Source organism: Pseudomonas sp. AG1028 (assembly GCF_007993955.1).
GTDB classification, from domain to species: domain Bacteria; phylum Pseudomonadota; class Gammaproteobacteria; order Pseudomonadales; family Pseudomonadaceae; genus Aquipseudomonas; species Aquipseudomonas straminea.
Genome location: NZ_VIVP01000014.1, coordinates 12,986 through 39,549 on the forward strand (window position 1 = coordinate 12,986; position 26,564 = coordinate 39,549).

Here is a 26,564-nt window from a genome sequence, read left to right on the forward strand (position 1 = left end):
TGCACCTGGCCGTTATACAAACTCATTAACAATGCGAGCGACAGCGGAGGCTGAATCCATATCCAGAACGGAGCTCAGAGGAAGACTTATCACCTCATGATGAAGCTGCTCCGTTATCGGCAACTTAAGATGAGCATATTCGCGGTATGCCATCTGCCGATGAGCTGGAATAGGATAGTGCACCAGGGTCTGAACACCCCGAGCCTCAAGATACATCATGAATCTTTCTCGCTCCTGACAGCGCACCACGAACAAGTGCCAGACATGCTGCTGCCGCGAGGCCAGACTAGGAAGGAGAATCGCGTCATTGGCAATATTTTGTAAATAGAAATCGGCGACCGCTCTTCTCGACTCGATTTCTTGATTCAGATAGCGCAGCTTGACGCGCAGCATCGCCGCCTGTATCTCATCCAGGCGGCTATTGACACCTTTGTAAAGATTTTCGTACTTCTTCTTACTTCCATAGTTGCCAAGCGCACGGATAACCTCAGCCAACTCCAGATCGTTTGTAGTGACGGCACCACCATCTCCGAGGGCTCCCAGATTTTTACCGGGATAGAAACTGAAGCCAGATGCGTCTCCCCAGTTGCCCGCCTGGCGACCGCTAATACTTGCACCATGCGCTTGAGCAGAGTCTTCTAGTACCAACAAGCCATACTCTTTGGCCATATCAATCAACTCTGGCATAGGAGCGAGCTGACCATACAGATGAACCGCAAGTATTACCCGCGTCTTCTTGCTAATCGCTGACCTGACATTTTCTGCACTCAGATTATATGACCGAGCGTCCGGCTCCACAAAGACGGGGACCAATCGATTTTCGGTGATAGCAAGAATACTTGCGATATATGTATTCGCAGGTACGATCACCTCATCTCCTTCACTCAGTTTGCCAAGCTCCTTCCAGGCCCGCAGCGTGAGAGTTAGTGCATCCAAACCATTAGCAACGCCAACGCATGAGGCGGCACCACAGTAGCTGGAAAACTCGCGCTCGAAGGAGGCAAGCTGTTCACCGCCGATGTACCAACCAGAATCTATTACGGAAACACATGCTTCTTTGAGTTCGTTTGCATAAGAAGCGTTGACTTTCTTCAAATCCAGGAAACTAATCATCTAATGAAATCTCGTAGAAATCCACACATACGCCACGCGCACCAAAGCTCTCTTTCTGAGCGATGAGCCCCTGGTTCAAATAACGTCCTTGCTGCTCAGTGGAAATACCAAAATTGAAAAAATCATAGCCTGCCGTCTTACTCATTTCGATGCAATGCTCGATAATATAATCAAGCGCGCCAAGTTCTTTTCCAACTTCGCTGGTTGCCAAGTATTGAGTATGAACAACATTATTGAAAACGAATAACAGACAGGCAGCAACCGCCACTCCCTCATGAGAGACGGTCTTTAACTTTATATTTTCTGGAAATTTGCTATGCAGATACTCTAGCTCTACCGCAGAATGTACTGGTGTAACCCCATGCCTGGACAAGGCATCGACCAGCAAACTGTGAAACCCGGACCAGTCCCGAGAATCAGTCACCTGCAAACCGGCTTTGCGTGCTTTTGCCAAAAGCCATTTACGCCCCTTGGACAGCTTCAATCTGCTTTGAAGATGAATGGCACAACTTAAATCACGCCGCACGATCCGCGCATTATGTAAATTATGAAGAAAGTAGATATCTTCTTGCGCCGGATGCCGGTGAAAAATATAGGGTACACTTTTATATAGGATTTCCGAAAATCCATTCGCCCTTGAATATGTACATAACGCCCCTATGACCTCCTGGATATCAGCGGATCGAACGCCAGGCTCAAAAATCAAACCGCCGTACGTCAGCCCGCCATGACTAATTAGCGCCTGCCCATTACGAGTAGCAGGAAATAATGCTATTACCTTGCTATCTTTATAAAATATGAGCGATGCATCCAAGAAGCGATCAGCATGGTATTCCAGATAATCTCTTTCAAAGAAAAAAAGAGCGAGCTTACTTGCCCTGACAAAATCATCCCAAATACTTTTGCTAGACGACGTGTAAAACTGGCATTCTACCATTCAAGCAACTCCGCTGCACCGAAGCCACATTTACCATACTCATTTCCATTGTAAAACATGTACGTCTTACCACCGAAACTTACTACGTTCGGATAGGCCATCATCTCGCTGTCCCAGCCTGACTGCGAAAGAACAATACCTATATTCCCATCCCGTCGCTCCCAAGACTTCATATCTACCGAGAATGCATAACCAAGTTGATAGGGTGAGTTTTCGGTACTAAACCCATAAAAAAGATAATATTCAGTTTCTGAACGCTTGAAGATTGCGGGCCTGCCCAAGCGGTATTCTTCACCCTCAGTCTGTAGCAGTACCTTACCAGCATCGTTGAAACGCAGCGGCGAGGAAGACTCGGTATAACGAATATCATACAAAGGCAAAGTTTTGTTGTGGCCCTGCACGAAGCGATCTCCACCACCGTACCATGCTTTCCAAAGTCCATTTTCATACCAAACACTATGCGGCACTCGAAACAATGTTTCCGTATCGTTCCGCTCGAATACCGGCGTCCGCTTGGCACGCTTAAATGTGTTGCCGCCGTCTTCACTGATGCAAAGTCCACCCAGCACAGAGAAGCGAACCTTAGAGCCGAGTTGGTAGCCGGCATAAAACATGTAGATTACGCCATCGACTTGGACAACCGCGGAAGGCACCACGCCACTTTCATCAAAGCAACCATCCTCTCCGATATCCAAGACAGGTTTCGTTGAAAAGCCGAGGATTTTTGTAACATCGCTCTTGCTGAAATCCACATAACCAATCCGGCTGACGCCTGCATTATCCCTAGAGCCAAAGTAAACCCTTACACGATCATCTAGGACAAGCGGCGTAGGTTGCAGCGCGGTATGAGAAGACCAAGACAGGCAACTGGGTTCGAAAATAATACCTAGCTTATTCCATTTCATTTCTTTGACTCCTGCGCTAGCGGAAAGCATTTAAAACTTTTCATATGTTGCCCATGCGGGATTGGCTATGGCTGTACAACTCCTCCACATCCCTCACTCGAGTAAATCGGATAGAGGCACATCCTACTCTTTGATCTTGAAAAGACGATAAGCACTGATCTTCGCAATTTCGCTCTGCGGGATCTGATAGAAAGCACCTTTTTCGGTGTTTTTCCTTATCAAAGCCCCAGCACCTATAAAATTATCATCCCCAATACAAACGTCATTTTCAATAGTACAATTGACACCCAGAAACGAACCTTTACCGATATCGCAAAATCCGGAGATGACGCAATGAGAAGAAATAAAACAGTCATCGCGAACAGTGGAGCGATGTCCAAGATGGTTACCACTCCACATGACTACGTTATTTCCAATTTCTGTAAAAGGCTGAAGCGTGTTATCTTCCATTATAAAACAGTTGTCGCCCATCTTAACGTTGGGCCATATGAATGCTCGACTACTCACATAAGAGACCAATTCGTAACTCATACTTTTTACTTTATCGTAGAGCCCCTTTCGCACTCTATTCAGTTTGGTAGAGCTGGCAGCCACAAACCCAGAATACTCACTCGGCGGAAATCGCTTCACCACGTCAGCAATCGGCAACACAGGCAGCCCCATCAAGCTATCACTTTCAATGAATTCAGCATCCATTGAAAACGCGACCACCTCATAGGGTGAGTCGTGAGTGAAATATTCATAAGCGAGCAGCGCTGTCTCACCACCACCAAAGATTATGATTTGCTCAGCCATGGACGATACCCTCAAAATCGCTATAGTTCCTGATATAGTCAGACTCGTCGTAATGCTCACTTGCCATTACAACCAATACACAATCAGGACTGAAATCATGCATTTCGCGCCAGATAAGGCCTTCAATTAATAGCGCCTTGCTTGGCGAGTCCAGCCACAAATTGACCTTTGACTTACCGTCATCAAGCAGAATACGGCACTTGCCAGAGACACAAACCATAACTTGCTTCAAGTTTCGGTGTGCATGGAACCCCCTGCTGACGCCTGGCTTGGTATCGAATATGTAGTAGATTCTTTTTACATCAAAGGGAATGATACTTTGTGTCTCGAGAGCGATTAGAGAACCACGTTCATCACCAATGATTGGAAAATCAATCAACGAAAAAGAGGTCATCATCATCCCCTTGCCTGAATAATAAGAAATTGACTCTTATCACTTCTGGACGTGAAAACCTCGGAATATATTACCCGGGTCATTAGCTCGTGACTGAAAACATCGCCTTTCAAAAAAAACAACTGATAAAAGCTGAACCTTGCCATCAACGAAATACCTTTCATCAGTACAGCCTCATCTTGCGCTTAAAATGATATTTAGAGGTGCATGCCCCATAGCAGTCCATGTACTCTTACACATCTCAAGCCTATCTAAAACCGTCCAAGTGAACCTAACAAATGCATTCATTATGCATACCATTTGAAGGACAACTACCCGTCAGATCTTTTTGAGGGCGCGAACAGCACACTTAACACCGCACAAAACAGACCCAAGACCACCCCCACCATGAAGCCCAGAGGTATAATCAAAGCCGCCTTGGGTTTAATAGCCGATCGAGGATAAACCGCCTGCCTATCAATACTCACAAGAGGCATCGCGGAAAGACTCAAATTTAGCCCTTTGAGCTCTGCTGCTTCTTGACTCCACTTGGCGTAGTTACTGATATACACATCCTCATTCTTCCGTTGCCGGAGTAGCTGCACCTCACGGTTATTTTCCAAAATCAGTAGCTCGGCCTGAATCTGTGCAATTCGCGGCTCAGTAAACTCATCCGAACGACGCTTCTGCAATACATTGCGCTCGGCTTCCAGCGCTTCAGCTCCCATGAAATAAAGGGGGATTTGCTGATTATTGACTTCGGTGCGGATAACATTTCCCGAGCCTGTCACTGGGGCATTATCTGCGAGAGTGGATGGCGTACTGGGTTTTTCGATACCCAGCGACTTGGCAATCATTATGGCTTCGTTCAACTTTGCGATTCGGTCATCGCGACGGGTGCGCAGTTGCGTGCGTAGGGATCGCAGCTCATCCTGAAGTTGCGCACGTTTGAGAGCATCAGTCTCGGAAAGCGACGCGATCTTCGCCTGCTTGTCAGCCTGGTAGGCAGCACGTTCTGCCGCCATGCGCTGCTCTAGTTTGGCCAGGCGATTTCGAATGATGACTTCTACGTCTTGGGCGAGAGCGGTACGTTCTTTCTGGATGACGTACTGAATCAGCCCATTGACAATGTCAGCACCTTTAACGCCCCACGGATAGGTATAGGCAAGGCCCACATAGGAAACCCCCCCGTCAGTACGATTGGCCGCAGGCCGGAGAATCTCAAGGTCGTCGATGATCTGGTTCAGCGCCTGCTCAGCCGTCTGTCCATCGCTCATGGCGTCCGGCCCGAACAGCTCCTGATTGGCGTTGAAGTACTCCAGGCGATACTCGTAGGAGCTGATACCTGCGCCGACTCGCTGCAGTGCTTCTTCGGGGGTAAGTTCGTACAACCCAGACGCATTGAGTTCATCGAGCACATTCATCGCCACCGGGCGCAAAACGCTCTGGGTTCGGTAATACTTGGTCGCCAACAATGCATAAGCAATTGCCAGCAGCGTGACAACGGCAGCGACGCCGATGATCAGCTTCTTGCGCTCCCACAATGCGCGCATGAGTTCGCCGAGATCGATTTCATCGTTCTGCGGGCGGGCGGTTGGGGCTTGCGACATGGGCTCAGTCATCCTGTTTCAGGGCGGGCGAAGGAAATTCGGGGCACGGAAAAACGTGATCGCTCGGACGGGATGCGCAGACGATCAATCCAATTAGATAAATCATGCAAAGGAGGATGATGCCACTGCGGCTGACGGCGAGGACAACGCCTGGACATGCTTGTGGCACATAGGAAGAAAGCGCAAGTCGGCTGATAGGTGAGCCAGCGAGCTGAAGCACCTCTGCGCGAAGTCAGCAGGCTTGCACTCGACAAATGGGCGGCCAGGGGCCGATAGAACTAAACTGAATATTGTCATAACCGGATCCGGCAATCGTTGCCTTCACTACACTCCTTTAAACCTGCAACGCAGTGCAGGCTGTGGCATCGCGCCCCGAAAGACTGCTGGTTCGCATCAGTCGGAATATTTCTAGCTTTTTATAATATCTAGTAATGACTAGCCTCGCCCCTAGACCAACCCGTTGGGGTGACCATCGAGGCAGGCCGTTGCCCTATCGAGCGCGCATTCTAACCATTCTTTATGAATCAATTACCATCGATGTGAACGAACTCTCACATTTTTACTTTTGCTTTTTACGTCGCAGAAAGCGCCGCAGAATTTATCCGCACGCTCAACCCGCGTGCGTTGTAGGCATCTAAAAGGGCTCGGCTCAATGACGCCTTAGCCCCCTCCTCCCCATGCACCAACCGAATCTCCCCCGGCCACTCCTCCATTGCCGTAACGAATCCGACCAACCCCGCCTGATCCGCATGCGCCGAATACCCACCAATGCTATGCACACCGGCACGAATGTCATAGCGCTGCTCATCGAATTCCACATAGCAATTACGCGGACCGAAGCGCTGGATGGCGTTGCCTGGCGTGCCGCTGGCCTGGTAGCCAACGAACAGCACGTCGTGCCGTGGGTCGCCCAGCATGGTTTTCAGATAGTTAACGATGCGGCCGCTGGAGCACATGCCGTTGCCGGCGATGACGATGGCGGGCCGGGCGCTGCTGGCCAAGTGGTTGAGAATTCTCTGGTGGTCGGCGTGGCTGTCGACGGTGATCAGTTGCTCGAACGCCAAGGGTTTTCTGCCGGCCTGGACGCGGGCTTGGGCTTCCTCGTTCCAGTGCTCCTTGAGTTCCCGGTAGGCCTGGGTGAAGCGGCTGGCCAGGGGGGAGTCGAGGATGATGGGTAGGCTTGGCCAGTCGGTTCCTGCAGGGTCACTGGGTGTTGTTTGAAGATTTTCGCGGGCGTGGCCCGCTCCCACAGAGGCTTTTGGAGTGGATGCGGTATTCAGCTTTTTGCTATGGATGATGTCTTCGAGTTCGTAGAGCAGCTCTTGCGTGCGGCCGACGCTGAAGGCGGGTATCAGCACGGTGCCGTTGTTGGCCAGTGCGTGCTCGATGACCTGCTCCAGGCGCTGGCGGCGGGTGCTGCGGTCTTCGTGCAGGCGGTCGCCGTAGGTGCTTTCCAGCACCAGAATGTCGGCCCGCTTTGGTGGTACGCAGGGCTTGAGGATCGGTGCGCTTGGTGCGCCAAGGTCGCCCGAAAATACGATACGCGTGCCGGCCTCGTCTGGGCGGTACTGCACATCGATTTCCACATAGGCTGAACCGAGCATATGGGCGGCGCGCTGCAGCTGCACTTTGGCTTTCAGCCCTTCATCGCCCTGTAGAGTGAACCAGTGGTCGTAGGGCAGCGCGATGATGCGCTCTTGTACCTGCTTGAGATAGCGCTCGACCTGCTTCTGGTCACGGCTGAAGGTGAGTTTGAAGGCGTCCTCTAGCACGATGGGCAGCAGTTTGGCCGAAGGCTCACTGCACAGGATCGGCCCAGTGAAACCGGCGGCCAGCAGATAGGGAATGCGCCCTACATGGTCGACGTGCACGTGGGTGACGATCAGGGCACGAATGCCATCCAGAGGGAACTCGATAAGCTGGTGATCGGCCCGCGCACCGAGTGGTGAGGCATCGGCGCCCTGGAACAGGCCGCAGTCGACGAGGACACTGCTGTGCTGCGTGAAGTGCAGTTGGTGGCAGGAACCGGTTACGCCGTCCTGGGCGCCGTGATGTGTGATGTGCGGATATTCCACCAGTTAGTCCCTTACGTCTGGCGGGTGGATTTAGTGAGGCGCAATGATGGGCTATCTGGCGGTTTGAAGAAAGCGCCATAACACTTGGTGTTTGCTGTTTTTTGCGTGGGGGCTGAATAGGCGTGCGTTGGAAACCCCTGTATCGCTTCGCTCAACCCAGGCTAATGAGGCTCATGACGCAAAGTGGCTTACTGTTGAGTCGTAGGGGCGTAAGTGAGCTGACCTAAGCACAACAAATCGCGGGCATGGACTCAGCGCCCCGACATTTGAGCGCTGGACGGCAGCCTGCGTTTGGCTGCCACCCCTTTTATTTACGTGGAGGAAAAGCTTTTAGAGCTTGAAGGTACTGACCAGATTATTGAAGGACACCGCCAGGCGCGACAGCTCCTGACTGGATGCGCTGGTCTGGTTGGCGCCGGCGGCGGTTTGGGTGGACAGGTCCTGGATGTTGATCAGGTTGCGGTCTACTTCCCGCGCGACGTTGGCCTGCTCTTCGGAGGCGGTGGCGATCAACATGTTGCGGTCGTTGATCTCGGCGATGTTCTGGGCGATGCGCTCAAGGGACTCGCCAGTGGCCTTGGCCAGTTCCTGGGTGCTGTTGGCCATGGTACGGCTGTTGCCCATGGCCTTGACCGCGTCGTCGGCGCGCGACTGCACGCTGGCGATCATTGCCTCGATCTCCCCGGTGGAGGCCTGAGTACGCGCGGCCAAAGCGCGCACTTCGTCGGCCACCACGGCGAACCCACGGCCCTGCTCCCCCGCCCTCGCTGCTTCGATGGCGGCGTTGAGTGCCAGCAGGTTGGTCTGTTCGGCGATACCACGAATGACGTCGAGTACCTTGGCGATGTCGCGCACGCTGCCGGCCAGCTCATCGACGATCACGGTCGATTGGCCGATTTCGTTATTCACGCTGGTAATGGCCTTGACCGCCTCACGTGCTTGGTCACGACCGCTGGATGCTTCCTTGCTGGTTTGTCGGGAGGCTTCGGAGGTAGAAGTGGCATTGCGCGCAACTTCTTCGACCGCGGCGGTCATCTCGGTGACAGCGGTAGCGGCAAGCTGGATTTCGTCGTTCTGGCGGGTCAGGCCGCGGCTGCTCTCCTCCGTCACGGCGTTGAGTTCTTCGGCTGCAGATGCCAGCTGGTCTGCCGCACTGGCAATCTGCTGGATGGTGCCCTTGAGACCGTTCTGCATGGCGCCGAGCGCCGAAAGCAATTGCCCCGACTCGTCACGCTGGCTGCTTTCGATGGGCTTGGTCAAGTCACCACCGGCAATGCGCTGGGCATTGCCAACGGCCAGGGCGATCGGCGCACTGATAACGCGGCTGATGAACATACCAAGCACAATGGCTGCGACGAAGGCAACGCCAATGCCGATATACAGGGTGAGCTTGGCGGCAGCCTCTCTCTCGCGAGCCTCTTGGGCGCCCTCGCCGATCTGGCGATTATTGGACTCAACCATGACGCCCATCTCGTCGATAACGGTGCGATAAGCGTCATGCATCTCACCGGACATCAACTGTTTGGCGGCGACCAAATCGCCACGCTCGATGGTGGCCACAGCGCGATCAACGATAGCCTGATAAGCCGGCCAATCCTTCTCCATACGGTCACCGGCCGCTCGCTCGTCATCCGCAAGCGGCGTGGCACGGTAGGTGGCGAAAGCGCGCTCGCTGTTCTGACGATTGTCCCTCATGGAGGTAAGAATGGCGTTTCGCTCGGCAGCATCCGCACCAGCGGAAGCAGCAGCCAGCAAGCGGTACAGGTCACGGCTTTGCGCGATGGCATTGGAGCGGGTTTCGGCAGTCTTGGAGACCGAAACGAGGTTATTGGAAAACACCGACTGCAAGCTCGCCGACAACGAGCCGATGCCCTGGCTACCGAGAATACCGACAATCAAAGTGATGGAAGCGCAAAGCGCGAATGCGAGGTACAACTTGGTTGCTATTTTGGCGTTGTAGAACCAGTTCATATGCAGCCCTGCGGATGAGGATAGAGGCGCTGCGCTCACCAGAACGGTGGCGGCATCACCATCGTATCGACCGGGTTAGAGCGGCCTTAAGGGCTCGGAAAATTTTATTTCAAGAAAAAACGGTAGATTGTACCGCTGCCCTTTGCAGGCTTATGGCGTGAACTGGCTCTCGTTCGCATAGTGTCGAGTAATGAGATCAACTGGCGTGAAAACTTCGAGAATCACTCCTCCTCGTCGTTCACCCGATCACGCAATTCCTTGCCAGGCTTGAAGTGCGGTACGAACTTGCCATCCAGGCGTACCGACTGACCGGTCTTGGGGTTGCGACCGACGCGCGGCGCGCGATAGTGGAGAGAAAAGCTGCCAAAGCCGCGAATCTCGATGCGGTCACCGGTCGCCAGCGCCTGGGACATCTGTTCCAGCATGGTCTTGATGGCCAGCTCGACATCTTTGTTTGAAAGCTGCCCTTGATGGGTGACGATTCTTTCGATCAACTCCGACTTGGTCATGCTTTTCCCTTCGTTTTCAAGCGGCTATGTCACTCGATGGGAAAGGTTGTAGCACGCTGGTCAGCTTTTGAACAGCCTAAAAAATCATCAACTTCGAAAATGTGGTTGACGTCGTGAATCGATTGCCGTCGTTTCCGGCATGTAAACCTAAGTCTTTGACTGAACAGGATTGTTGGCGGGCATGGCGATTCGCCCGCAATGTTGCTGAGCGGTCGCGCGCTGGCGTGATCAAATGCTAGTGAGCACCGTCCAACGAACCCCATGCATACGATGGTTAAAAGCCACGCTGCGCCTCAGGAGAAAACCTTGCTGATCCCCGCCAATCTGCTCGAGGCAGATACCCTCACCCGCCTGATCGAAGATTTCGTGACCCGCGATGGCACCGATAATGGTGATGACACGCCGCTGCAAACCCGCGTCGACCGCGTGCGGCGTGCGCTGGATAAAGGTGAAGCGGTAATCGTATTCGATCCGGAAAGCCAGCAGTGCCAGCTGGCGCTGAAGCGCGACGTGCCCAGGGAATGGCTGGTGGATGAGGACTGATCATGGCGCCTGCAACTGAACACGTACGTTCATATTGCGATGTAAGGCAACAATCGATTCGCGCCGGGGCGGCGCTCCTACGCGGGTGTTAGGTTGCCTTCAATCGCGTAGGAACCGCGCCCCGCGGCGAATGGCTTGGTCAACGCGTTATCCGCGTAATCCCCCTTCCCTTTCCCAGGCGCAGCGCACGCGAAGCGCACCGTCCTGAGGGCTATGCAGGCCGCTTTCTGATTCGGCTTCCCAGCGGAAGGTGTGGGTGCCGTTCAGTTCGGTTTCCAGGTGCACCACGGCGCTGGCCCAGTAGAGGCGTTTGAGCAGCGCCTCGAACTCGGCGACCCACAGCTTCCATTCGTACTCGATGGTCTGGTAACTGGCGCCGAAGTGAATCACCTGGGTCTGGTACAGACCGCTGCCCGGTTGCTGGCAGCAGGAGAACATCTCGCGACCGAGAAACGGCCAGGCATCTCCGGTCGGCAATGCGTCGAGCACCTGCCGGTTAAGCAGGCGGCGCAGGCGACTCTCCGCAGCGCTGTCCGACGGCCAGTCACGAATATTGCCGTAGACGATGGATTCCGATTCCACGGGGGCACTCCGATAAAAACTGGCAGCCTTCTATCACAGCGCACGAGTGAGGGGAATGCTGCGGGCCGGGCGAGCGGTCAGGACAGTGATGAGTGTCATTCAATCGGCTAGGCGATGTCCCGGGTTTCGCTTCGCTCTACCCGGGCTACGAAGCCATTCACACTGAAGGACTGCGCGGACCTTTGCGCATCGACCAGGCCAGCAGCACCATCACCACCGCCATACCCGTGAGCACCAGGAACGGCACCTGATAAGTGCCCGAAAGGTCGCGCGCCAGACCGCTGAGTACCGGGCTCAGGCATGCGACGCTGTAGCCCGAGCCGAGCATCATGGCAGTCCAGCGACTGACCGCCATGGGCGAGCCGGCCTCGTAGATCGGCAGCAGCAGCGACAAGGCGAAGGAACCGCTCATGCCGAACCCCAGGGTCAGCGCCCAGAATTCCGGGATGAAGGTCGGCGCAAAGGTGATCATCACCAGGCTGACCAGGGTCAGGGAGCCGCAGCCGACCATCAGCAGGTAACGGTTGAAGCGCTGCACCAGCATGGGTAGCACGAAGGAGCTCGGCAGCCCCATCAGCATGGCCAGGCTGAACAGCGTGTTGCTGTGCATCGCCGATAAGCCCGCCTCCTGGTAACGCGCCACCGTCCAGGTCGCCACCGCGTAGAACAGCCCAGCCTGCAGGGCAAAATAGGCGCTGATCAACCAGGCCCGCCCCTCGCGCCAGGGCAAACCGGCGGAGGCATCCTCCTGACTCAGCGGCTCGACATGCTGCTTGGGCAGGCAGCACCAGATGACCACTGCCAGCACAGCGGGCACTGCCCAGATGGCCAGGCCGTAGCTCCAGTCATCGCCAAACAGCTGGGTGACCGGCATGGTCAGCACTACACCGATGGCGCCACCGATAGCCATGCTCAACGAGTACCAGGCCAACACCTGGCCCATGCGACCGGCGAAATGGCGTTTGATGAAGCCCGACAACAAAGGCCCGGCAATGGCGATGGCGGCGCCTAGCAGCACGGCGCTACCAACGAGAATGCTGCTGGAATGGCTGACCAGGCGCAGCACCAATGCCAGGGCGATGGCACCCAGGCACAGCGTGATGGTGCGCTCCAGGCCCAGCCGCACGGCAAGCCGCGGCGCAAGGGGCGCCAGCAGGCCCATACACAGCACCGGTAGCGCCGTGGTGAGGCTGATAAAGCCGCGGCTGAGGGACAGTTCCTGAGCGATACGCTCGATAAGCGGCGCCAGCGAGGTAATGCCGGGGCGGAGATTCACCGCTGCGGCCACCAGAGCCAGCAGCAGTAAAGCGCGGGAGACGGGTTTCACACGAGTTCCTGATCATGCGGCCAGGTTCGGCCGAGCCGGCAACCCTACTCGTGCGTTTCGATTAGGGCAAGCGCGAGCCAGTGCTCGCACTGTGCAATGGCCTGAGAAGCTGTTCAGGATCACCCGCCGTAATTGCATCTGTAAAGACTACGGCATGGCAGGAGCAGTCGGTCGCAACTCGTAGGAGGGGCTTTAGCCCCGAGATCTTTGCCCCCTTGTAAAGCTCGGGGCTAAAGCCCCTCCTACGAAATATAAGCTGCTCACCGACCGCTTTTGCCTTCTTGCAGCCGATGCACGGGATACAAGCTCCCGGAAAACCAACGCTCGTGAACAGGTTCAAGACGTCTTCGTTTCGCGCTGCCCGGCCGCCTTGGCGCGCATCTTCTCGCACATCAGGGTCATCTCGTCATACAGCAGTTGCGGGTTCTTCTGCTTCAGCGCCCAGGCCTGGCGGCCCTGCTCGTGGGGCAGGATCATGAACTCGCCAGCGGCGACGGCCTTGAAGATATAGTCGGCGATGAACTCGGCGTTGATCGGCGAACTTTCCAGGAGCTTGCCGACCTGAGCCTTCATGGCCGGCGTCGGCCCGCGGAAGGAGTCGAGCAGGTTGGTCTGGAAGAACGATGGGCAGACCACGTGCACACCGACCTGCAGCGGCTTGAGTTCGGCCAGCAGGCTTTCCGACAGCGCCACCACGCCGGCCTTGGCGACGTTGTAGTTGCTCATGCCCGGGCCCTGCATCAGCGCCGCCATCGAGGCGATATTGATGATGCGCCCGTGGCTGCGTTCTAGCAGCGGCAGAAAGGCCTTGCAGCCCTTGACCACGCCCATCAGGTTGATCGCCAGCTGCCAGTCCCAGTCCTCCAGCGACAGTTCGGCGAAGAAGCCGCCCGAGGCCACGCCAGCGTTGTTGATGATGATGTCGATGCCGCCGAACTTCTCTTCGCAGGCCTGCGCCAGGGCGGTCAGCTGGCTGTAATCACGCACGTCGCAGCGCAGGGTGAAACCGTCACCACCGGCCTCGCGCACCAGGCGCAAGGTTTCCGCCAGCCCGGCGTCGTTGACGTCCGACAGCGCCAGCCGCCAGCCCTCGCGTGCCCAGCGCAATGCCAGCTCGCGCCCCAGGCCGGAGCCGGCCCCCGTGATCATCATGCGATTGCTCATGCTCAACCTGCCCTGCTGGCTAATGAAAGACAGCCCGAGTGTAGCGAAGGCGCAGGCGGCGCCCAGCCATCATCAGGTTGTTGAATGGGCGCACCGCGGGGTGGGTATGACGCGGCTCGCGCGACCGGTTATTCCTGGGTATCGCTTCGCTCAACCCCGGCTACGGTTCCGGGATCACTGCTAGGTAGCCCGGGTCGAGCATGGCGGCACCCGGGGGGGGGGGGGTAGAGCGTTATTGAAACAGGCGGGTGCTCAGTTCGTGGCTGGCTTCCAGCAGAATGGGCAGGAAGCGGTTTTCCAGTTCCTGACGCGACACGCGGCCCACATGGGTGCCGACATTGAGCGCCGCCAGCACTTGGCCGGCGGAATCCTTCAACGGCACGGCAATTGAGCGCAGGCTGACTTCCAGCTCTTGGTCGATGATCACCCAGCCCTGGCGGCGGATCTCCTCGATATTGACGCGCAGGTCTTCGGGGGTGTGCAGGGTACGGCTGGTTTTCACCTGCAGGTCGGCGTGGCTCAGGTAGTCGTCCAGCGCGGCATCATCCAGCGCCGCCAGCAGGATACGACCCATCGAGGTGCAATAGGCCGGCAGACGGCTACCCACGCTCAGGTCGACGGAGATCAACCGCTGCGGCGTCGCCGAACGCGCGATGTAGAGAATCTCGTCACCCTCCAGCGTCGCCATCGAACAGGCTTCGTGCAATTGCTCGCTGAGGCGGTCGAGAATCGGCTGCGCGGTGACGGCCATTGGCGTCGAGGACAGATAGGCGTGGCCCAAAGTCAGCACCTTGGGCAGCAGCGAGTAGACGCGCCCGTCGGTGGTCACATAGCCGAGCTTCATCAGAGTGTGCAGACAACGGCGAACGGCAGCGCGGGGAATCTCGGTGCGGTGGCTGATCTGGGCGATGGTCAGGTGACGCTTACGCTCCTGAAAGGCGTGGATCACGGCCAGGCCACGGGCCAGCGAGGTCATGAAGTTGGGGTCGCCGGTAAAGGCGTCGATACGCTTGGCCGGCGACGCGATGATCGGCGGCGCCATCGAACTGGGCACGGAACGGGATTCGGGCATGGCACTGTCACTCGTCCAGACGGTTTGCGCGATTATCGAACCGCAGTTCGATAATCGCAAGACGCGAAGCCGGCTACAGGCTGCCGCTAACCAAGACGTCTGAAAAAGTCCCTGACATGCGAGCGGAAGATTAATGGGAGCCGTAACGAACGAGCCGCCCTTTATCAGGACGACTCAGTCTGGCAAATCAATACCTGTGCGGGCGTCACTGCGCGTGATGGCGATACAACTGCGGCGGCACACCTGTACTGTCCACTGGCTCCCACGGGCCTTGCAGGGTACCGGCCCAACTCCAGCCATCCTGCCAGCGGTAGAAGGTACGCTCGCGGTAGTAGGTGTAGCGCTCCGAGTCGATCTCGTACACGCCAAGGGCGTTGTTCCAATGGCTGGACACGCCCGGCGGCGGCGCGAAACGCGGATGGGATTTGGCTACCGGCGGCGAGCCTGTAGTTGGTGCGGAAGGCCCGCCAGTTGGCGTGCCAGGCGCCGGGCTATGAAGGGTACAGCCAGCGAGGCTCAACAAGGTGGCTGCCACGGCAGCCGAAATCAGTCTGTTCATGGAGGTGTGCCGTCAGGGCTATCGATGACAAGGCGTTGCACGTCCTGGGTGCTGCTGGCCACCGGTTGCCCCTGGCCGATCCACTCGCCGCTTTTCGCATCGCCGGCGCGCGAAATGCGCGCTACCAGTTGAACCTGGTCGAACGCGGAAAGTTTCAGTTGCGGCATCATCGCATCGCTGTCCGAGAGGCTGAGCTGCGCCGGCAGGTCAGCCACGGTCAAGCGTTTGGCCGCCAGCGGCATCGGCGGCCCGGAAGCGGCCCGGACAAAGACGAATACCGCATCGCCCGGCTGCACCTTGTCGCGCAGCACCTCGGCCAACTCGACACGCACCTGCAAACCGGCCACTGCTTGCGGCTGTGCGGCGCTGGTAGCGCTTTCAGCCGACGAGCCCAGCTCCTGCCGCGCGCGCTCGATACCGCCGGCAATCGCCTGGCGTGAGGGATCGCCCTCGGGCAGCACGGCCACCAGTCGCTGCCAATAGCCGATGGCATCCGCGAAGCGCTGTTCCTCATAGGCGGCGATGCCCAGCAGGCCCAGGCTGGTCACCTCCTCCGGGTCGGCTTTCAAGGCTTCGCTGGTCAGCAAATCCAGCTGCGGGCCCCACTGTTTGCCAGCGGCGAAGTACAGCGCCTGAGCCCACTGGCCGAGCAACTCCGGTTCGCGCCCCGCCACCTTGACCGCCTGCTCGAACGCACGGGCAGCGTCCGCCGCGCGCTGCTGGGCCATGTAGCTGCGGCCGAGGAAATACCAGCCTTCGGCTGAATCCGGATTACTCTTCACGGCCTGCTCCAGGCGCGTGGTCATTTCTTCGATGCTGCGCGGCTCTGCGGCGAATGTGCGCGCCTGCTCGACCTTGTCGATGGCGCCCCACTGCAGGTACAGCACCACGGCCAGCACGGGCACCAGCACCACCGCCAGCAGCGGCACGACGCGCCCGAGGCGACGTGCCTGGCGAACGTCACTGCCCTCCGTGTCAGCCAGCAGCTCGCGGGCCGCTTCGTCGTGGGCAGCCTGCCATTGCGCTGCATCCAGGGTGCCGGCCTGATGCTGCAGTTCCAGCTCGCGCAGGCGTTCCTGATAGAGCGTCACGTTGAGCGCGGTGCGATCTTCCTCGGCCTGCACCTTGCGCCCGCGCAGCAGCGGGATGAGCAGGAAACTCACCGCGACCAGACACAACAGGCCGGCGGACAACCAGAATTCGATCATGGGGCTTTCTTATCCTCAGGCACCTGCTCGAGCAGGTGCGCCAGACGTTGCTGTTCTTCCTGTGACAGACCCGTGGCAGCCTCACCACTGGACTTGCGGCGGCGCAGGACGATCACTCCGAGCAGCACGAAACCGCCGGCCAGCAGCGCCGCCGGGCCGTACCAGAGCAGCAGCGTGCGACCACTGACCGGCGGTTTGTAGAGCACGAAATCGCCATAGCGTGCGACCAGGTAATCGATGATCTGCGCATTGCTCTCACCCGCCTCGAGCTTGCGGTAGATCTCGGCACGCAGGTCCACTGCGATCGGCGCGTTGGAGTCGGCAATGTTCTGGTTCTGGCATTTCGGGCAGCGCAGCTCCTCGGTGAGCTGGCGGTAGCGATCGCGCTCGGCCTCGCTGGCGAACTCATAGGTGTCGATGGCAGCCTGGGCGACACCGCCCAACGCCAGCAGCAGAACCAGGCCGCTAAACAGGCGCATCATTGGCCGGCCTCATCGACCATCTGCTGGTACAGCGGCGCCAGCTTCTCGCGCCAGATCGCCTCGTCGATCACGCCGACAAACTTGTGGCGAATGATGCCCTTGGCGTCGACGAAGAAGGTCTCCGGCGCCCCGTAAACGCCGAGATCCAGGCCAAGCGTGCCCTTGGGGTCGCTGATGTTGAGCTGGTACGGGTCATGAAATTCGCTCAGCCATTTCTGCGCGGCGGCGTTGTCATCCTTGTAGTTCACGCCGTGGATGTTCACGCCCATGGACGCCAGCTTGTTGAGCACCGGATGCTCGACCTTGCAGGCCACGCACCAGGTGGCCCAAACGTTGACCAGCGAGGGTTTGCCGAGCAGGTTCTGCTGGGTGATCAGCTGATCGCCCTCCACCGCCGGCAGCGAGAACGCCGGGAAAGATTTGTCGATCAGCGCCGACGGCAGCTCGGACGGGTCGAGAAACAGCCCACGGTAGAGAAATACCGCCACGCCGAGAAATATCACCAGCGGTAGCAACAAGATCAGGCGTCTCATGCACGTGCCTCCTGCAGGCCCAGCGCGTCACGCACGCGGCTTTTGACTTTCATCCGGTAGCGCTTGTCGGCAGCAGCGAGAAAGCCACCGAAGCCCATCATCAGGGCGCCCAGCCAGATCCAGCGAACGAAGGGTTTGATATGGATGCGCACCGCCCAGGCACCCTGCCCCAGCGGCTCGCCGAGGGCGACGAACAGATCGCGGGTCAGCCCGGCGTCGATGCCGGCTTCGGTCATCACCGATTGCTGCACGGTGTACAGACGCTTTTCCGGGTGCAGCACGGCGATCTGCTTCTCCCCGTCGAAGATGCGCACCGTGCCGCGGTCGGAAATGAAGTTCGGCCCCTCGTGATGCGCCGCCCCTTCGAACACGAAGCGGTAGCCGCCCAACTCCACCGCTTCGCCAGGCGCCATGCGCATGTCGCGCTCGAAGCTGCCCAAACTGGTCAGTACTACGCCCAGCGCGCAGACCGCCAGCCCCAGGTGCGCCAGCTGCATGCCCCAGTAACTGCGGCCCAGGCTGGTCATGCCTTTGAAAAAGCCCTTGTGGCGAGTCTTGTCCTGAATGTCACGCAGCCCGGCCAGGGTTACCCAGGCGGCCAGCAGGCAGACGCCGAGCACCGCCCAGTGGAAATCGCCCCATAGCAGGCTGGCCAGCAACGCCAGTGCCACACTGGCGACCAGCACCGGGGTGAGCATGCCGAGCAGCCAGCGCAGCGGCGTGTCCTTCCAGCGCACCAGCACGCCGACCGCGAGCACCGCCATCAGCAAGCCCATCAGCGGCACGAACAGCGCATTGAAATATGGCGGACCGACCGACAGCTTGGCGCCGCTCAGGGCATCGAGCACCAGCGGATAAAGGGTGCCGAGCAGGATCATCGAGGCGGCCACCACCAGAATCAGGTTATTGGCCAGCAGCAGGGTCTCCCGCGACCACAGGCCGAAGCCGACCTGGCTGCGCACCACCGGCGCACGCAAGGCGAACAGGGTCAGCGAGCCGCCGACCACCAGTAGCAGGAAGGCGAGAATGAACACGCCGCGCTCCGGGTCGCTGGCAAAGGCATGCACCGAGGTCAGCACGCCGGAGCGCACCAGGAAGGTACCCAAAAGGCTCAGGGAGAACGCGGCGATGGCCAGCAGCACCGTCCAGCTCTTGAACACACCGCGCTTCTCGGTCACTGCCAGGGAGTGGATCAGCGCCGTGCCGACCAGCCAGGGCATAAACGAGGCGTTCTCCACCGGGTCCCAGAACCACCAGCCGCCCCAGCCCAATTCGTAATACGCCCACCAGGAACCCAGGGCGATGCCGATGCCGAGAAAGGCCCAGGCGATGATGGTCCACGGCCGCGACCAGCGCGCCCAGGCGGCGTCCAGCTTGCCACCAAGCAGCGCGGCGATGGCGAAGGCGAAGGCCACCGAGAAGCCCACGTAGCCCATGTAGAGCATCGGCGGATGAATGATCAGGCCGAAGTCCTGCAGCAGCGGGTTGAGGTCGCGGCCATCGGCCGGCACGTTCGGCAGCAGGCGGGTGAAGGGGTTGGAGGTGACGATCAGAAACAGCAGGAAGCCGACGCTGATGATGCCCATCACACCCAGCACGCGGGCGAGCATTTCCTCGGGCAGCTGCAGCGAGAAGATCGCCACGGCAAAGGTCCAGCCGCCGAGAATCAGGGCCCAGAGCAGCAACGAGCCTTCGTGAGCGCCCCACACGGCGCTGAACTTGTAGTACCAGGGCAACGCGGTATTGGAGTTCTGCGCCACGTAGGCCACGGAAAAGTCATCGATCATGAAGGCGTAGGTGAGACAAGCGAAGGCGAAGGCCAGAAAGGCGAACTGCCCCCAGGCCGCCGGCTGCGCTAGGCTCATCCACTGGCGGTCGCCGCGCCAGGCGCCGATCAGCGGCAAAGTCGCCTGCACCAGGGCCAGGCACAGGGCCAGAATCATCGCTAGGTGGCCGAGTTCGGGAATCATTGCGCGGCCTCCCCGACCTTCTCGTATTGCGTGTTCATGCCGCTCTTCTCCAGGGCCTGTTTGACCTCCGGCGGCATGTAGTTCTCGTCGTGCTTGGCCAGTACTTCATCGGCTTGCAGCAGGCCGGCATCATCGATCTTGCCCATGGCCACGATGCCCTGCCCTTCGCGGAATAGATCCGGCAGGATGCCATGGAAGCGAATGGTCACTCGCGCTGCGTAGTCGGTGACCACGAAATCGGTTTGCAACGAATCACTGGAGCGCTTCACAGAACCTTTTTCCACCATGCCGCCAGCACGGATACGGGTATCGCGTGGCGCCTCGCCGTTGGCGATCTGCGTGGGGGTGTAGAACAGGTTGATGTTCTGCTGCAGGGCGCTCAGAGCCAGCGCCACGGCGATACCGACGCCGGCAACGATCGCCAGCACGATAAACAGGCGCTTCTTGCGAACGGCGTTCAACGTGACTCCTCCCGGCGCATACGGCGCGCCTCATCCTGCAAGTACCGGCGCCTGGCCTGCAGCGGCAGCAAGAAATTGAGCACCAGCACCACCAGGCAGATACCGTAGGCCGACCACACGTAGGCGCCATGGTTGCCCATGGCGAGAAAGTCGGCGAATGACGCGAAGCTCATCGTTTGCCCTCCACCAGCGCGCGGATCTCGGTTTTCACCCAACTGCTGCGCGCTTCCCGGCGCAGCACTTCGAGGCGCATGCGCATCAGCAGCACGGCGGCGAAGAAGCAGTAGAAGCCCAGCACCATGATCAGCAGCGGCAGCCACATCTGCACCGGCATCGCCGGTTTTTCGATCACGCTGAAGGTGGCCGGCTGGTGCAGGGTGTTCCACCACTCCACCGAGTACTTGATGATCGGGATATTAATGACGCCCACCACCGCCAGCACCGCGGTGGCCTTGGCGGCGCTGTCGCGGTTGCTGATCGCCTGGCCGAGGGCAATCACGCCGAAGTACAGGAACAGCAGGATCAGCATTGAGGTGAGTCGCGCATCCCAGATCCAGTAGGTGCCCCAGGTCGGCTTACCCCAGATGGCGCCGGTGATCAGCGCGATGGCGGTCATCCAGGCGCCAACGGGTGCCGCCTGTTGCAGGGCAACATCGGCCAGCTTCATCTTCCACACCAAGCCAACCACGCCGGCAACGGCGAGCATCACGTAGATCGACTGGGCCAGGAACGCCGCTGGCACGTGGATATAGATGATCCGGAAGCTGTTGCCCTGCTGGTAATCCGGCGGCGCGAAGGCCAACCCCCAGACCGTACCCACGGCCAGTAGCACGGCGGCGGCGATGGCAAAGCCGGGCAACCAGCGGCCACTGATCTCGTAAAACCATTTGGGCGAGCCCAGCTTGTGAAACCATGTCCAGTTCATCAGGTTACTCATCTGTCTCCTAGGTCAGCGCCGAATGGGAGGCCGACCTGGTCACACGGTTCAATCATTCGCTGACGCTGATTTTCAGGCCGGCGGCAATGGCGAAGGGTGTCAGGGTTACCGTCAGGGCGGTGAGGCTGGCCAGCCAGAGCAGGTGCCCGGCGACCGGCAAACCTTGCAGACTCGCCTGCAAGGCCCCGCTGCCAAGAATCAGCACCGGGATGTACAACGGTAAAATCAGCAGCGCCAGCAACAGCCCGCCGCGTTTGAGGCCCACGGTCAGGGCTGCACCAATGGCACCGAGCAGACTGAGGATCGGCGTGCCCAGCAGCAGTGAGGCCAGCAGCACCTGCAGGCAGCGCGCCGGCAGGCCGAGCATCAGGGCCAACAGTGGCGAGAGCACCACCAGCGCCAGGCCGGAGAACAGCCAGTGCGCTGCCACCTTGGCGAGCACCAGGATTGGCAACGGGTGTGACGACAGCACCCATTGCTCCAATGACCCATCTTCAAAGTCACTGCGAAACAGGCCATCGAGGGAAAGCAGCACCGCCAACAGCGCCGCAACCCACACCAGGCCGGGCGAAAGGCTTTGCAGCAGTTGCGTTTGCGGACCGACGGCCAGCGGAAACAGGGCGATGACGATAGCGAAGAACACCAGTGGATTGGCCAGCTCTGCAGGGCGGCGACACAACAGCCGTGCCTCGCGCACGACCAGCAGCATAAACACGCTATTCATGCGCCATGCTGTCCCAGATCAAGTTCACGGTAGCCATCCGGCATGCCGCTCAGAGCATGGTGGGTGGTGAGGATCACCAGGCCGCCGTTGCGGCAATGGGCCGCCAGGTGCGCCTCGAGCTGGCTCACCGCCTGTTTGTCCAAGGCAGTAAAGGGTTCGTCGAGAATCCATAGCGGTGGGCTGTCCAGATACAGCCGCGCCAGCGCCACGCGGCGTTGCTGACCGGCAGACAGCGTATGACAGGGAATATCTTCGAACCCGCGCAGACCGACGGCGGCCAGAGCCTGCCAGATCTGCTCGCGGCTCGCCGGGCGATGCAACGCGCACAGCCAGGCAAGGTTTTCTTCCGCACTGAGCAGCCCCTTGATGCCGGCGGCATGGCCGATCCACAAAAGCTCACCAGCCAGGTCGCCACCGCGCTCGGCAAGCGGTTGCCCGTTCAGGCGTACAGTGCCGCTGGTGGGCGCCCTGAGGCCGGCAAGCACCCGCAATAAGCTAGTCTTGCCGCTGCCGTTAGGACCTGAGACTTGCAGCATCTGCCCGGCATCCAGCCTAATGTCGAGATTCTCGAACAGCAGGCGCCAGTCCCGTTCGCAGGACAGCGCCGTGGCTTCAAGAAAAGGACTGCTCACAACGCGGGCACCTGGTTCAAGTCGAGACGATTGTGGCCGCTATACTGGTGCGGACGTTCGCAATGGCCGCGATTATACATGCCCATGAGGCTGACCCGCAGCGTGCATTGGGCCCAGAGTATGAGACTTAATGACCGAGATCAGTGGATCGCGCCCTGTAGCGCCACCACCCGCCGCCAACAGACCGGCCGTTAGCGCCGCAGACCTGGCGGTAAAACTGCTCAAACCCCTCGACGGGCTGATGGTGCCCGGAGAAACCGCCAAGGCCGAGGTGGTTGCATCCAAGGAAGTGGCGCAGAGCTTCCAGCTGATGCTGCGCCTGAACCTGGATGGCGGTCGCCAGACCACGGTGCAGGCCAGCAGCGCGCAGCCGCTCGCCCAAGGCACGGCGCTGGCCGTCACCGCGCTCTCCGATACCCGCCTCGCACTGGCGGTGCTAGCTGGCGGTAACAGGCCGCTGACCAGCATCGACCTCGAACAATTGCCGGTTGGCACCCTGCTGCAGGGCAAGGTGATTTCCCGCGAAATGCTGCCCACCCAAATCGCTCAGGCGACCGTCTTCAAGGTGCTGGTCAACCTGCTCAATACCGGGCTGGCCGGCAAAACCCTTAGCCTGGAAACCACGCTCAATCTGCCACCCGGCAGTCTGCTCAGCGCCCGCGTGCAGGGCGATCAGTCCCTGGCCTTCCTGCCGCTCAGCGGTCGCCTCGACCAATTGGCGCTGCTGCAGCAACTCGGCAACCAGCAAAGCCGCCAGGGTTCGCTGGAAGGCTTGATGGCAGCACTCAAGGGCATGGGCGACCAAGACGGTCTGCCCGATGGCCTGAAGGGCAGCATCGACAAGTTACTCGCGGGCTTGCCAACAGGCGAGCAACTGAGCAATGGCAAAAGCCTGATGAAGGCGCTGGAAAACAGTGGGCTGTTTCTGGAGAGCAAGTTGCTGACCGGCCAAACCGGCGGCCTAGGCACCGATATGAAGGCCAATCTGCTGCGCCTGGTCAGCCAGCTGCTGCCACTGCTGCCCGGTGCTGCGCCGTTGGCTGCGGCGACCGCTTCGGCTACTGCCATGACTCAGGCCCTGCCGGCATTCGCCCGCAACGTGCTGGGCAACATAGGCCAGAGCAGCGGCCGCCAGCAAGCCATGAGCTTTCCACTGCCCAGCCGCCTACTGCAGTCGATGAATGAAGAGGCCGACCTGGAAGCGCTGCTCAAGCTCGCGGCAGCGGCCATCTCGCGCCTGCAGACGCACCAGCTATCCAGCCTCTCGCAAAGCCAGGTCGGCCCAGAAGGCCAGCTGCTGACTACCTGGCAGACGGAGGTGCCAATGCGCAATCAGCACGAGCTGGTGCCACTACAGGTGAAGATCCAACACGAAGAACCCGCACCATCCGGCAAACAGGATCCCAAGGAAGCGTTATGGCGTATCGACCTGGCGTTCGATCTGGACCCGCTGGGGCCGCTGCAGGTGCAGGCGCAGCTGGCCCATGGCAGCCTGTCCAGCCAGCTCTGGGCCGAGCGAGCCAGCACCGCCGGGCTGATCGATCGCGAACTGGGCAATTTGCGTGAACGCCTGGTAGCTGCGGGCCTGACGGTGGGTGACCTGGTCTGTAGTCAGGGCACGCCGCCACAGGGCCCTAAGACCTCCCTGGAACAACGCTGGGTGGATGAAACCGCATGAGCAGTAAAGCATCCCGCCAGGCCATCGCTCTCACCTACGACGGCCAGAATGCCCCCAACCTCAGCGCCAAGGGCGATGACGAGCTGGCCGAAGCCATACTCGCTATCGCCCGCGCCCACGATGTACCGATCTATGAAAACGCCGAGCTGGTGCGCCTGCTCGCGCGCCTGGAGCTGGGTGAAGCAATCCCCGAGCAGCTGTACCGCTGCATCGCGGAAATCATCGCGTTCGCCTGGTACCTTAAAGGCAAATTCCCGGCCGGCTTCGACCCGCGCGGTAAGCCGAACGATGGGCCTCTGATGCTCGAAGGGCCGACTGGTAAAAACCGCAAGCGCTAGATCACCAACCTACGGCTGTTGTCCTGAGTAGCACTTCGCTCAACCCGGGCTACGGGTACGGGACGCGGCCCGCAAGGAACTGCGTTGGACAGAATATCGGGAGATTTGGAGATCTAAACGTAGCCTGGGTTGAGCGAAGCGATACCCAGGTGCGAGACTCGAATGGATAAAACGAATGCTTAGGAGCGGCGCGCCTGATGGAGCTTGGCGACCAATTCCGCCTCGGCCTTGCTGAGACCACAGGATTGGGTCAGGTCGTCGGCACTGGCGCCCATACCGACTAGGCGTGCGGCCTGGGTGAAGGACAGGCTGGTGGGGTCGCGCTGTTCGATCTGGGTCAGCTTGTCCGGCAGTGGCGCCACGGTGCGACGCAGCTCGTGAAGCTCCTCGCCCATGCGGATGCTACCCGTCAGGTAGGTGTCCAGCCGCTTGCCCAGCTCGCGGATGCGCTGGTCACGCTGGGCATCGCGCTCGGCCTGCAGCTGGCTGGCCAGGCGCAAACGTCCGGCAAGCCAGACGCAGGTGCCCACCAACCCGGCGCAGACCAGAGCGAGAACGATGAGTGCAGCTTCAAGCACCTCAGATGCTCTCCAGCTCCGACCACTCCTCCTCGGTCATCATCTTGTCCAGTTCGACCAGGATCAGCAGCTCGCCGTTCTTGTTGCAAACGCCCTGGATGAACTTGGCCGACTCATCGTTACCCACGTTCGGCGCGGTTTCCACCTCGGACTGACGCAGGTAAACCACTTCGGCGACGCTGTCGACCAGAATGCCCACCACCTGCTTGTCCGCCTCGATGATCACGATACGGGTGTTGTCGGTGACATCAGACGAATCCAGGCCGAAACGCTGGCGGGTATCGATAACTGTAACCACGTTGCCGCGCAGGTTGATGATCCCCAGCACGTAGCTCGGCGCGCCCGGTACCGGGGCGATCTCGGTGTAACGCAGCACTTCCTGCACCTGCATCACGTTGATGCCGTAGGTCTCGTTGTCCAGACGGAACGTCACCCACTGCAGGATCGGATCTTCAGCGCCTTGTGCAGAGCTTTTCTTCATGGCCTAGCCTCGTCATTGACCGCGCGTTGCGGTGCGCGGGAGTCCCGCTATTCAAGTGATCGCACGCCCTTTCGCGCGTGCGAACGTTATCAGTGTATCTGCCCGTTGTGCATGCGCTTGGTAGCGCCGCTGGCGATCAGCTCAGCCAGGGCAGCGACATCCAGCAACGCACACATGTGTTCGATCACGGTACCTGCCAGCCAGGGCCGCTGGGCACGCTGGCTGCGCCATTTGACTTCGTCCGGATTCAGGCGAATCGAGCGGCTGACCTGATGCACCGCCAGCCCCCACTCGTAGCCCTGCACGGAAATCACGTACTGCAGGCCCTGCTTGAAATCATCCCGGTAACGATCGGGCATAACCCAGCGGGCAGTGTCGAGCACCTTCAGGTTACCGGCCTGTGATGGCAGTATGCCCAAAAACCAGTCCGGTTGGCCAAACAAAGGTGTCAGCTCCTGGCCGGCGAGCGGATAAATCGAGCCCAGACACACCAGCGGTACCGCCAGGGTCAGGCCGGCGACATCGAACAGCAGGCATTCGAACGGCTCTTCGGCCCAATCAGGACGGCCGTCAGGCTGGCTCGAGAAAATCTGTGGCGCAGGACGACTCACGTCGGCGATCGGCTCGACCACCGGCGGCATCGGAATCGGCTCAACGATAGCCGGGGCAAGCGCCTCGGTGACCGGAGCGGCAACTTCGGCAACCGGCTCGCTCACCACTTCGGCGACGGCAGGCTGCACCAGGGTCAGCGCGGGCGCTTCGGCGCGCGGCGCGAGCTTTGCGTCACGCACCTGCTCCTCAAGCACGGCCGCTTCGAAATCATCGAGAGGGCTGTGCTCGATCGTCTGCTCGAGTTCGATGGCCGCATCCTGCAGCAGCCCGTCGAGGTAAGACTGCAGCGCCAGTTGGGGCCGAGTTGCGGTAGCAGTGGTACGACTCATGAAGGCAACCTGCAGAAGAGTTCTGTATGGGCTATCGGCCGCAAGGGCCACAGACTTGAGCCGGTT

Annotated in this window: 29 protein-coding genes; 3 read left to right on the forward strand and 26 right to left on the reverse strand. The window is 59.3% G+C overall.

The window, feature by feature from the left end; translation table 11 throughout:
- Positions 1-12: 12 nt before the first annotated feature.
- The 9 genes from FB481_RS21190 to ihfB form a co-directional block, all read right to left on the reverse strand.
- Positions 13-1,113 carry a DegT/DnrJ/EryC1/StrS aminotransferase family protein gene (locus FB481_RS21190; protein WP_147177652.1) on the reverse strand — a complete coding sequence of 367 codons (1,101 nt, stop codon included), beginning with the start codon at positions 1,111-1,113 and terminating at the stop codon, positions 13-15.
- Positions 1,106-2,050, reverse strand: coding sequence for a GNAT family N-acetyltransferase (locus FB481_RS21195; RefSeq protein ID WP_147177653.1), 945 nt, complete (start codon positions 2,048-2,050; stop codon positions 1,106-1,108). Before FB481_RS21195 ends, FB481_RS21190 begins: the two co-directional genes overlap by 8 nt.
- Positions 2,044-2,955 carry a glycoside hydrolase family 32 protein gene (locus FB481_RS21200; protein WP_147177654.1) on the reverse strand — a complete coding sequence of 304 codons (912 nt, stop codon included), beginning with the start codon at positions 2,953-2,955 and terminating at the stop codon, positions 2,044-2,046. Before FB481_RS21200 ends, FB481_RS21195 begins: the two co-directional genes overlap by 7 nt.
- Before the next feature lie 123 nt (positions 2,956-3,078).
- Positions 3,079-3,750: an acetyltransferase gene (locus FB481_RS21205; protein ID WP_147177655.1), complete on the reverse strand. Its 672-nt coding sequence runs from the start codon at positions 3,748-3,750 to the stop codon at positions 3,079-3,081.
- Complete coding sequence (locus tag FB481_RS21210) at positions 3,743-4,144, reverse strand: FdtA/QdtA family cupin domain-containing protein (RefSeq protein WP_147177656.1); 402 nt, start codon at positions 4,142-4,144, stop codon at positions 3,743-3,745. The genes FB481_RS21205 and FB481_RS21210 overlap by 8 nt, the downstream gene beginning before the upstream one ends.
- Before the next feature lie 311 nt (positions 4,145-4,455).
- Positions 4,456-5,733: a Wzz/FepE/Etk N-terminal domain-containing protein gene (locus FB481_RS21215; RefSeq protein ID WP_256662787.1), complete on the reverse strand. Its 1,278-nt coding sequence runs from the start codon at positions 5,731-5,733 to the stop codon at positions 4,456-4,458.
- Between the two features lie 572 nt (positions 5,734-6,305).
- Entirely contained in the window at positions 6,306-7,808 is a 1,503-nt protein-coding gene (locus FB481_RS21220) for an MBL fold metallo-hydrolase RNA specificity domain-containing protein (protein WP_147177658.1), read from the reverse strand.
- A gap of 330 nt (positions 7,809-8,138) precedes the next feature.
- Positions 8,139-9,779: a methyl-accepting chemotaxis protein gene (locus FB481_RS21225; RefSeq protein WP_147177659.1), complete on the reverse strand. Its 1,641-nt coding sequence runs from the start codon at positions 9,777-9,779 to the stop codon at positions 8,139-8,141.
- Between the two features lie 221 nt (positions 9,780-10,000).
- Complete coding sequence (gene ihfB, locus FB481_RS21230) at positions 10,001-10,288, reverse strand: integration host factor subunit beta (RefSeq protein WP_013791075.1); 288 nt, start codon at positions 10,286-10,288, stop codon at positions 10,001-10,003.
- A gap of 306 nt (positions 10,289-10,594) precedes the next feature.
- On the opposite strand from ihfB, the gene FB481_RS21235 reads away from it, so the two are divergent.
- Entirely contained in the window at positions 10,595-10,831 is a 237-nt protein-coding gene (locus tag FB481_RS21235) for a YheU family protein (protein ID WP_147177660.1), read from the forward strand.
- A gap of 147 nt (positions 10,832-10,978) precedes the next feature.
- On the opposite strand, the gene FB481_RS21240 is transcribed toward FB481_RS21235, so the two are convergent.
- The 14 genes from FB481_RS21240 to ccmA form a co-directional block, all read right to left on the reverse strand.
- Positions 10,979-11,413 (reverse strand): hypothetical protein, encoded by a 435-nt coding sequence (locus FB481_RS21240; RefSeq protein ID WP_093507713.1) that lies wholly within the window; start codon positions 11,411-11,413, stop codon positions 10,979-10,981.
- A gap of 157 nt (positions 11,414-11,570) precedes the next feature.
- On the reverse strand, positions 11,571-12,740 hold the full coding sequence (locus FB481_RS21245) for a CynX/NimT family MFS transporter (protein ID WP_147177661.1): 1,170 nt from the start codon (positions 12,738-12,740) through the stop codon (positions 11,571-11,573).
- Positions 12,741-13,076: 336 nt separating this feature from the next.
- Positions 13,077-13,904: an SDR family oxidoreductase gene (locus FB481_RS21250; protein ID WP_147177662.1), complete on the reverse strand. Its 828-nt coding sequence runs from the start codon at positions 13,902-13,904 to the stop codon at positions 13,077-13,079.
- 232 nt (positions 13,905-14,136) lie between these two features.
- On the reverse strand, positions 14,137-14,976 hold the full coding sequence (locus tag FB481_RS21255; RefSeq protein ID WP_147177663.1) for an IclR family transcriptional regulator C-terminal domain-containing protein: 840 nt from the start codon (positions 14,974-14,976) through the stop codon (positions 14,137-14,139).
- A 205-nt stretch (positions 14,977-15,181) separates the two neighbouring features.
- Positions 15,182-15,535: a hypothetical protein gene (locus FB481_RS21260; protein ID WP_147177664.1), complete on the reverse strand. Its 354-nt coding sequence runs from the start codon at positions 15,533-15,535 to the stop codon at positions 15,182-15,184.
- A complete protein-coding gene (gene ccmI, locus FB481_RS21265) occupies positions 15,532-16,743 on the reverse strand; it encodes a c-type cytochrome biogenesis protein CcmI (protein ID WP_147177665.1) in 1,212 nt (403 codons plus the stop codon). Before ccmI ends, FB481_RS21260 begins: the two co-directional genes overlap by 4 nt.
- Positions 16,740-17,225, reverse strand: coding sequence for a cytochrome c-type biogenesis protein (locus FB481_RS21270; protein ID WP_147177666.1), 486 nt, complete (start codon positions 17,223-17,225; stop codon positions 16,740-16,742). Before FB481_RS21270 ends, ccmI begins: the two co-directional genes overlap by 4 nt.
- Entirely contained in the window at positions 17,222-17,758 is a 537-nt protein-coding gene (locus FB481_RS21275) for a DsbE family thiol:disulfide interchange protein (RefSeq protein ID WP_093503486.1), read from the reverse strand. The genes FB481_RS21270 and FB481_RS21275 overlap by 4 nt, the downstream gene beginning before the upstream one ends.
- Positions 17,755-19,728: a heme lyase CcmF/NrfE family subunit gene (locus tag FB481_RS21280; RefSeq protein WP_147177668.1), complete on the reverse strand. Its 1,974-nt coding sequence runs from the start codon at positions 19,726-19,728 to the stop codon at positions 17,755-17,757. Before FB481_RS21280 ends, FB481_RS21275 begins: the two co-directional genes overlap by 4 nt.
- The gene (ccmE, locus tag FB481_RS21285; protein ID WP_147177670.1) at positions 19,725-20,189 is read right to left on the reverse strand and encodes a cytochrome c maturation protein CcmE; all 465 of its coding nucleotides are present in this window, start codon (positions 20,187-20,189) and stop codon (positions 19,725-19,727) included. The genes FB481_RS21280 and ccmE overlap by 4 nt, the downstream gene beginning before the upstream one ends.
- A complete protein-coding gene (gene ccmD, locus FB481_RS21290; RefSeq protein WP_147177672.1) occupies positions 20,186-20,362 on the reverse strand; it encodes a heme exporter protein CcmD in 177 nt (58 codons plus the stop codon). The genes ccmE and ccmD overlap by 4 nt, the downstream gene beginning before the upstream one ends.
- Positions 20,359-21,117: a heme ABC transporter permease gene (locus tag FB481_RS21295; protein ID WP_178109919.1), complete on the reverse strand. Its 759-nt coding sequence runs from the start codon at positions 21,115-21,117 to the stop codon at positions 20,359-20,361. The genes ccmD and FB481_RS21295 overlap by 4 nt, the downstream gene beginning before the upstream one ends.
- Positions 21,118-21,178: 61 nt before the next feature.
- On the reverse strand, positions 21,179-21,850 hold the full coding sequence (ccmB, locus tag FB481_RS21300) for a heme exporter protein CcmB (protein WP_147177676.1): 672 nt from the start codon (positions 21,848-21,850) through the stop codon (positions 21,179-21,181).
- Positions 21,847-22,482 (reverse strand): cytochrome c biogenesis heme-transporting ATPase CcmA, encoded by a 636-nt coding sequence (gene ccmA / locus FB481_RS21305; RefSeq protein ID WP_147177678.1) that lies wholly within the window; start codon positions 22,480-22,482, stop codon positions 21,847-21,849. Before ccmA ends, ccmB begins: the two co-directional genes overlap by 4 nt.
- A 130-nt stretch (positions 22,483-22,612) precedes the next feature.
- Here ccmA and FB481_RS21310 point away from each other — a divergent pair, with 130 nt between their 5' ends.
- Together FB481_RS21310 and FB481_RS21315 are read left to right on the forward strand one after the other, a co-directional pair.
- On the forward strand, positions 22,613-24,160 hold the full coding sequence (locus FB481_RS21310; protein ID WP_147177680.1) for a flagellar hook-length control protein FliK: 1,548 nt from the start codon (positions 22,613-22,615) through the stop codon (positions 24,158-24,160).
- Positions 24,157-24,498, forward strand: a complete 342-nt coding sequence (locus FB481_RS21315; RefSeq protein ID WP_093503472.1) for an EscU/YscU/HrcU family type III secretion system export apparatus switch protein — start codon at positions 24,157-24,159, stop codon at positions 24,496-24,498. Before FB481_RS21310 ends, FB481_RS21315 begins: the two co-directional genes overlap by 4 nt.
- Before the next feature lie 179 nt (positions 24,499-24,677).
- Here the strand turns inward: FB481_RS21315 and FB481_RS21320 are convergent, their stop codons facing one another.
- The 3 genes from FB481_RS21320 to FB481_RS21330 form a co-directional block, all read right to left on the reverse strand.
- Positions 24,678-25,076 (reverse strand): DUF2802 domain-containing protein, encoded by a 399-nt coding sequence (locus FB481_RS21320; RefSeq protein ID WP_027911376.1) that lies wholly within the window; start codon positions 25,074-25,076, stop codon positions 24,678-24,680.
- 1 nt (position 25,077) lies between these two features.
- Positions 25,078-25,557 carry a chemotaxis protein CheW gene (locus FB481_RS21325; protein ID WP_013791056.1) on the reverse strand — a complete coding sequence of 160 codons (480 nt, stop codon included), beginning with the start codon at positions 25,555-25,557 and terminating at the stop codon, positions 25,078-25,080.
- An 89-nt stretch (positions 25,558-25,646) separates the two neighbouring features.
- Positions 25,647-26,498 carry a CheW domain-containing protein gene (locus tag FB481_RS21330; RefSeq protein ID WP_147177682.1) on the reverse strand — a complete coding sequence of 284 codons (852 nt, stop codon included), beginning with the start codon at positions 26,496-26,498 and terminating at the stop codon, positions 25,647-25,649.
- Positions 26,499-26,564 lie beyond the last annotated feature (66 nt).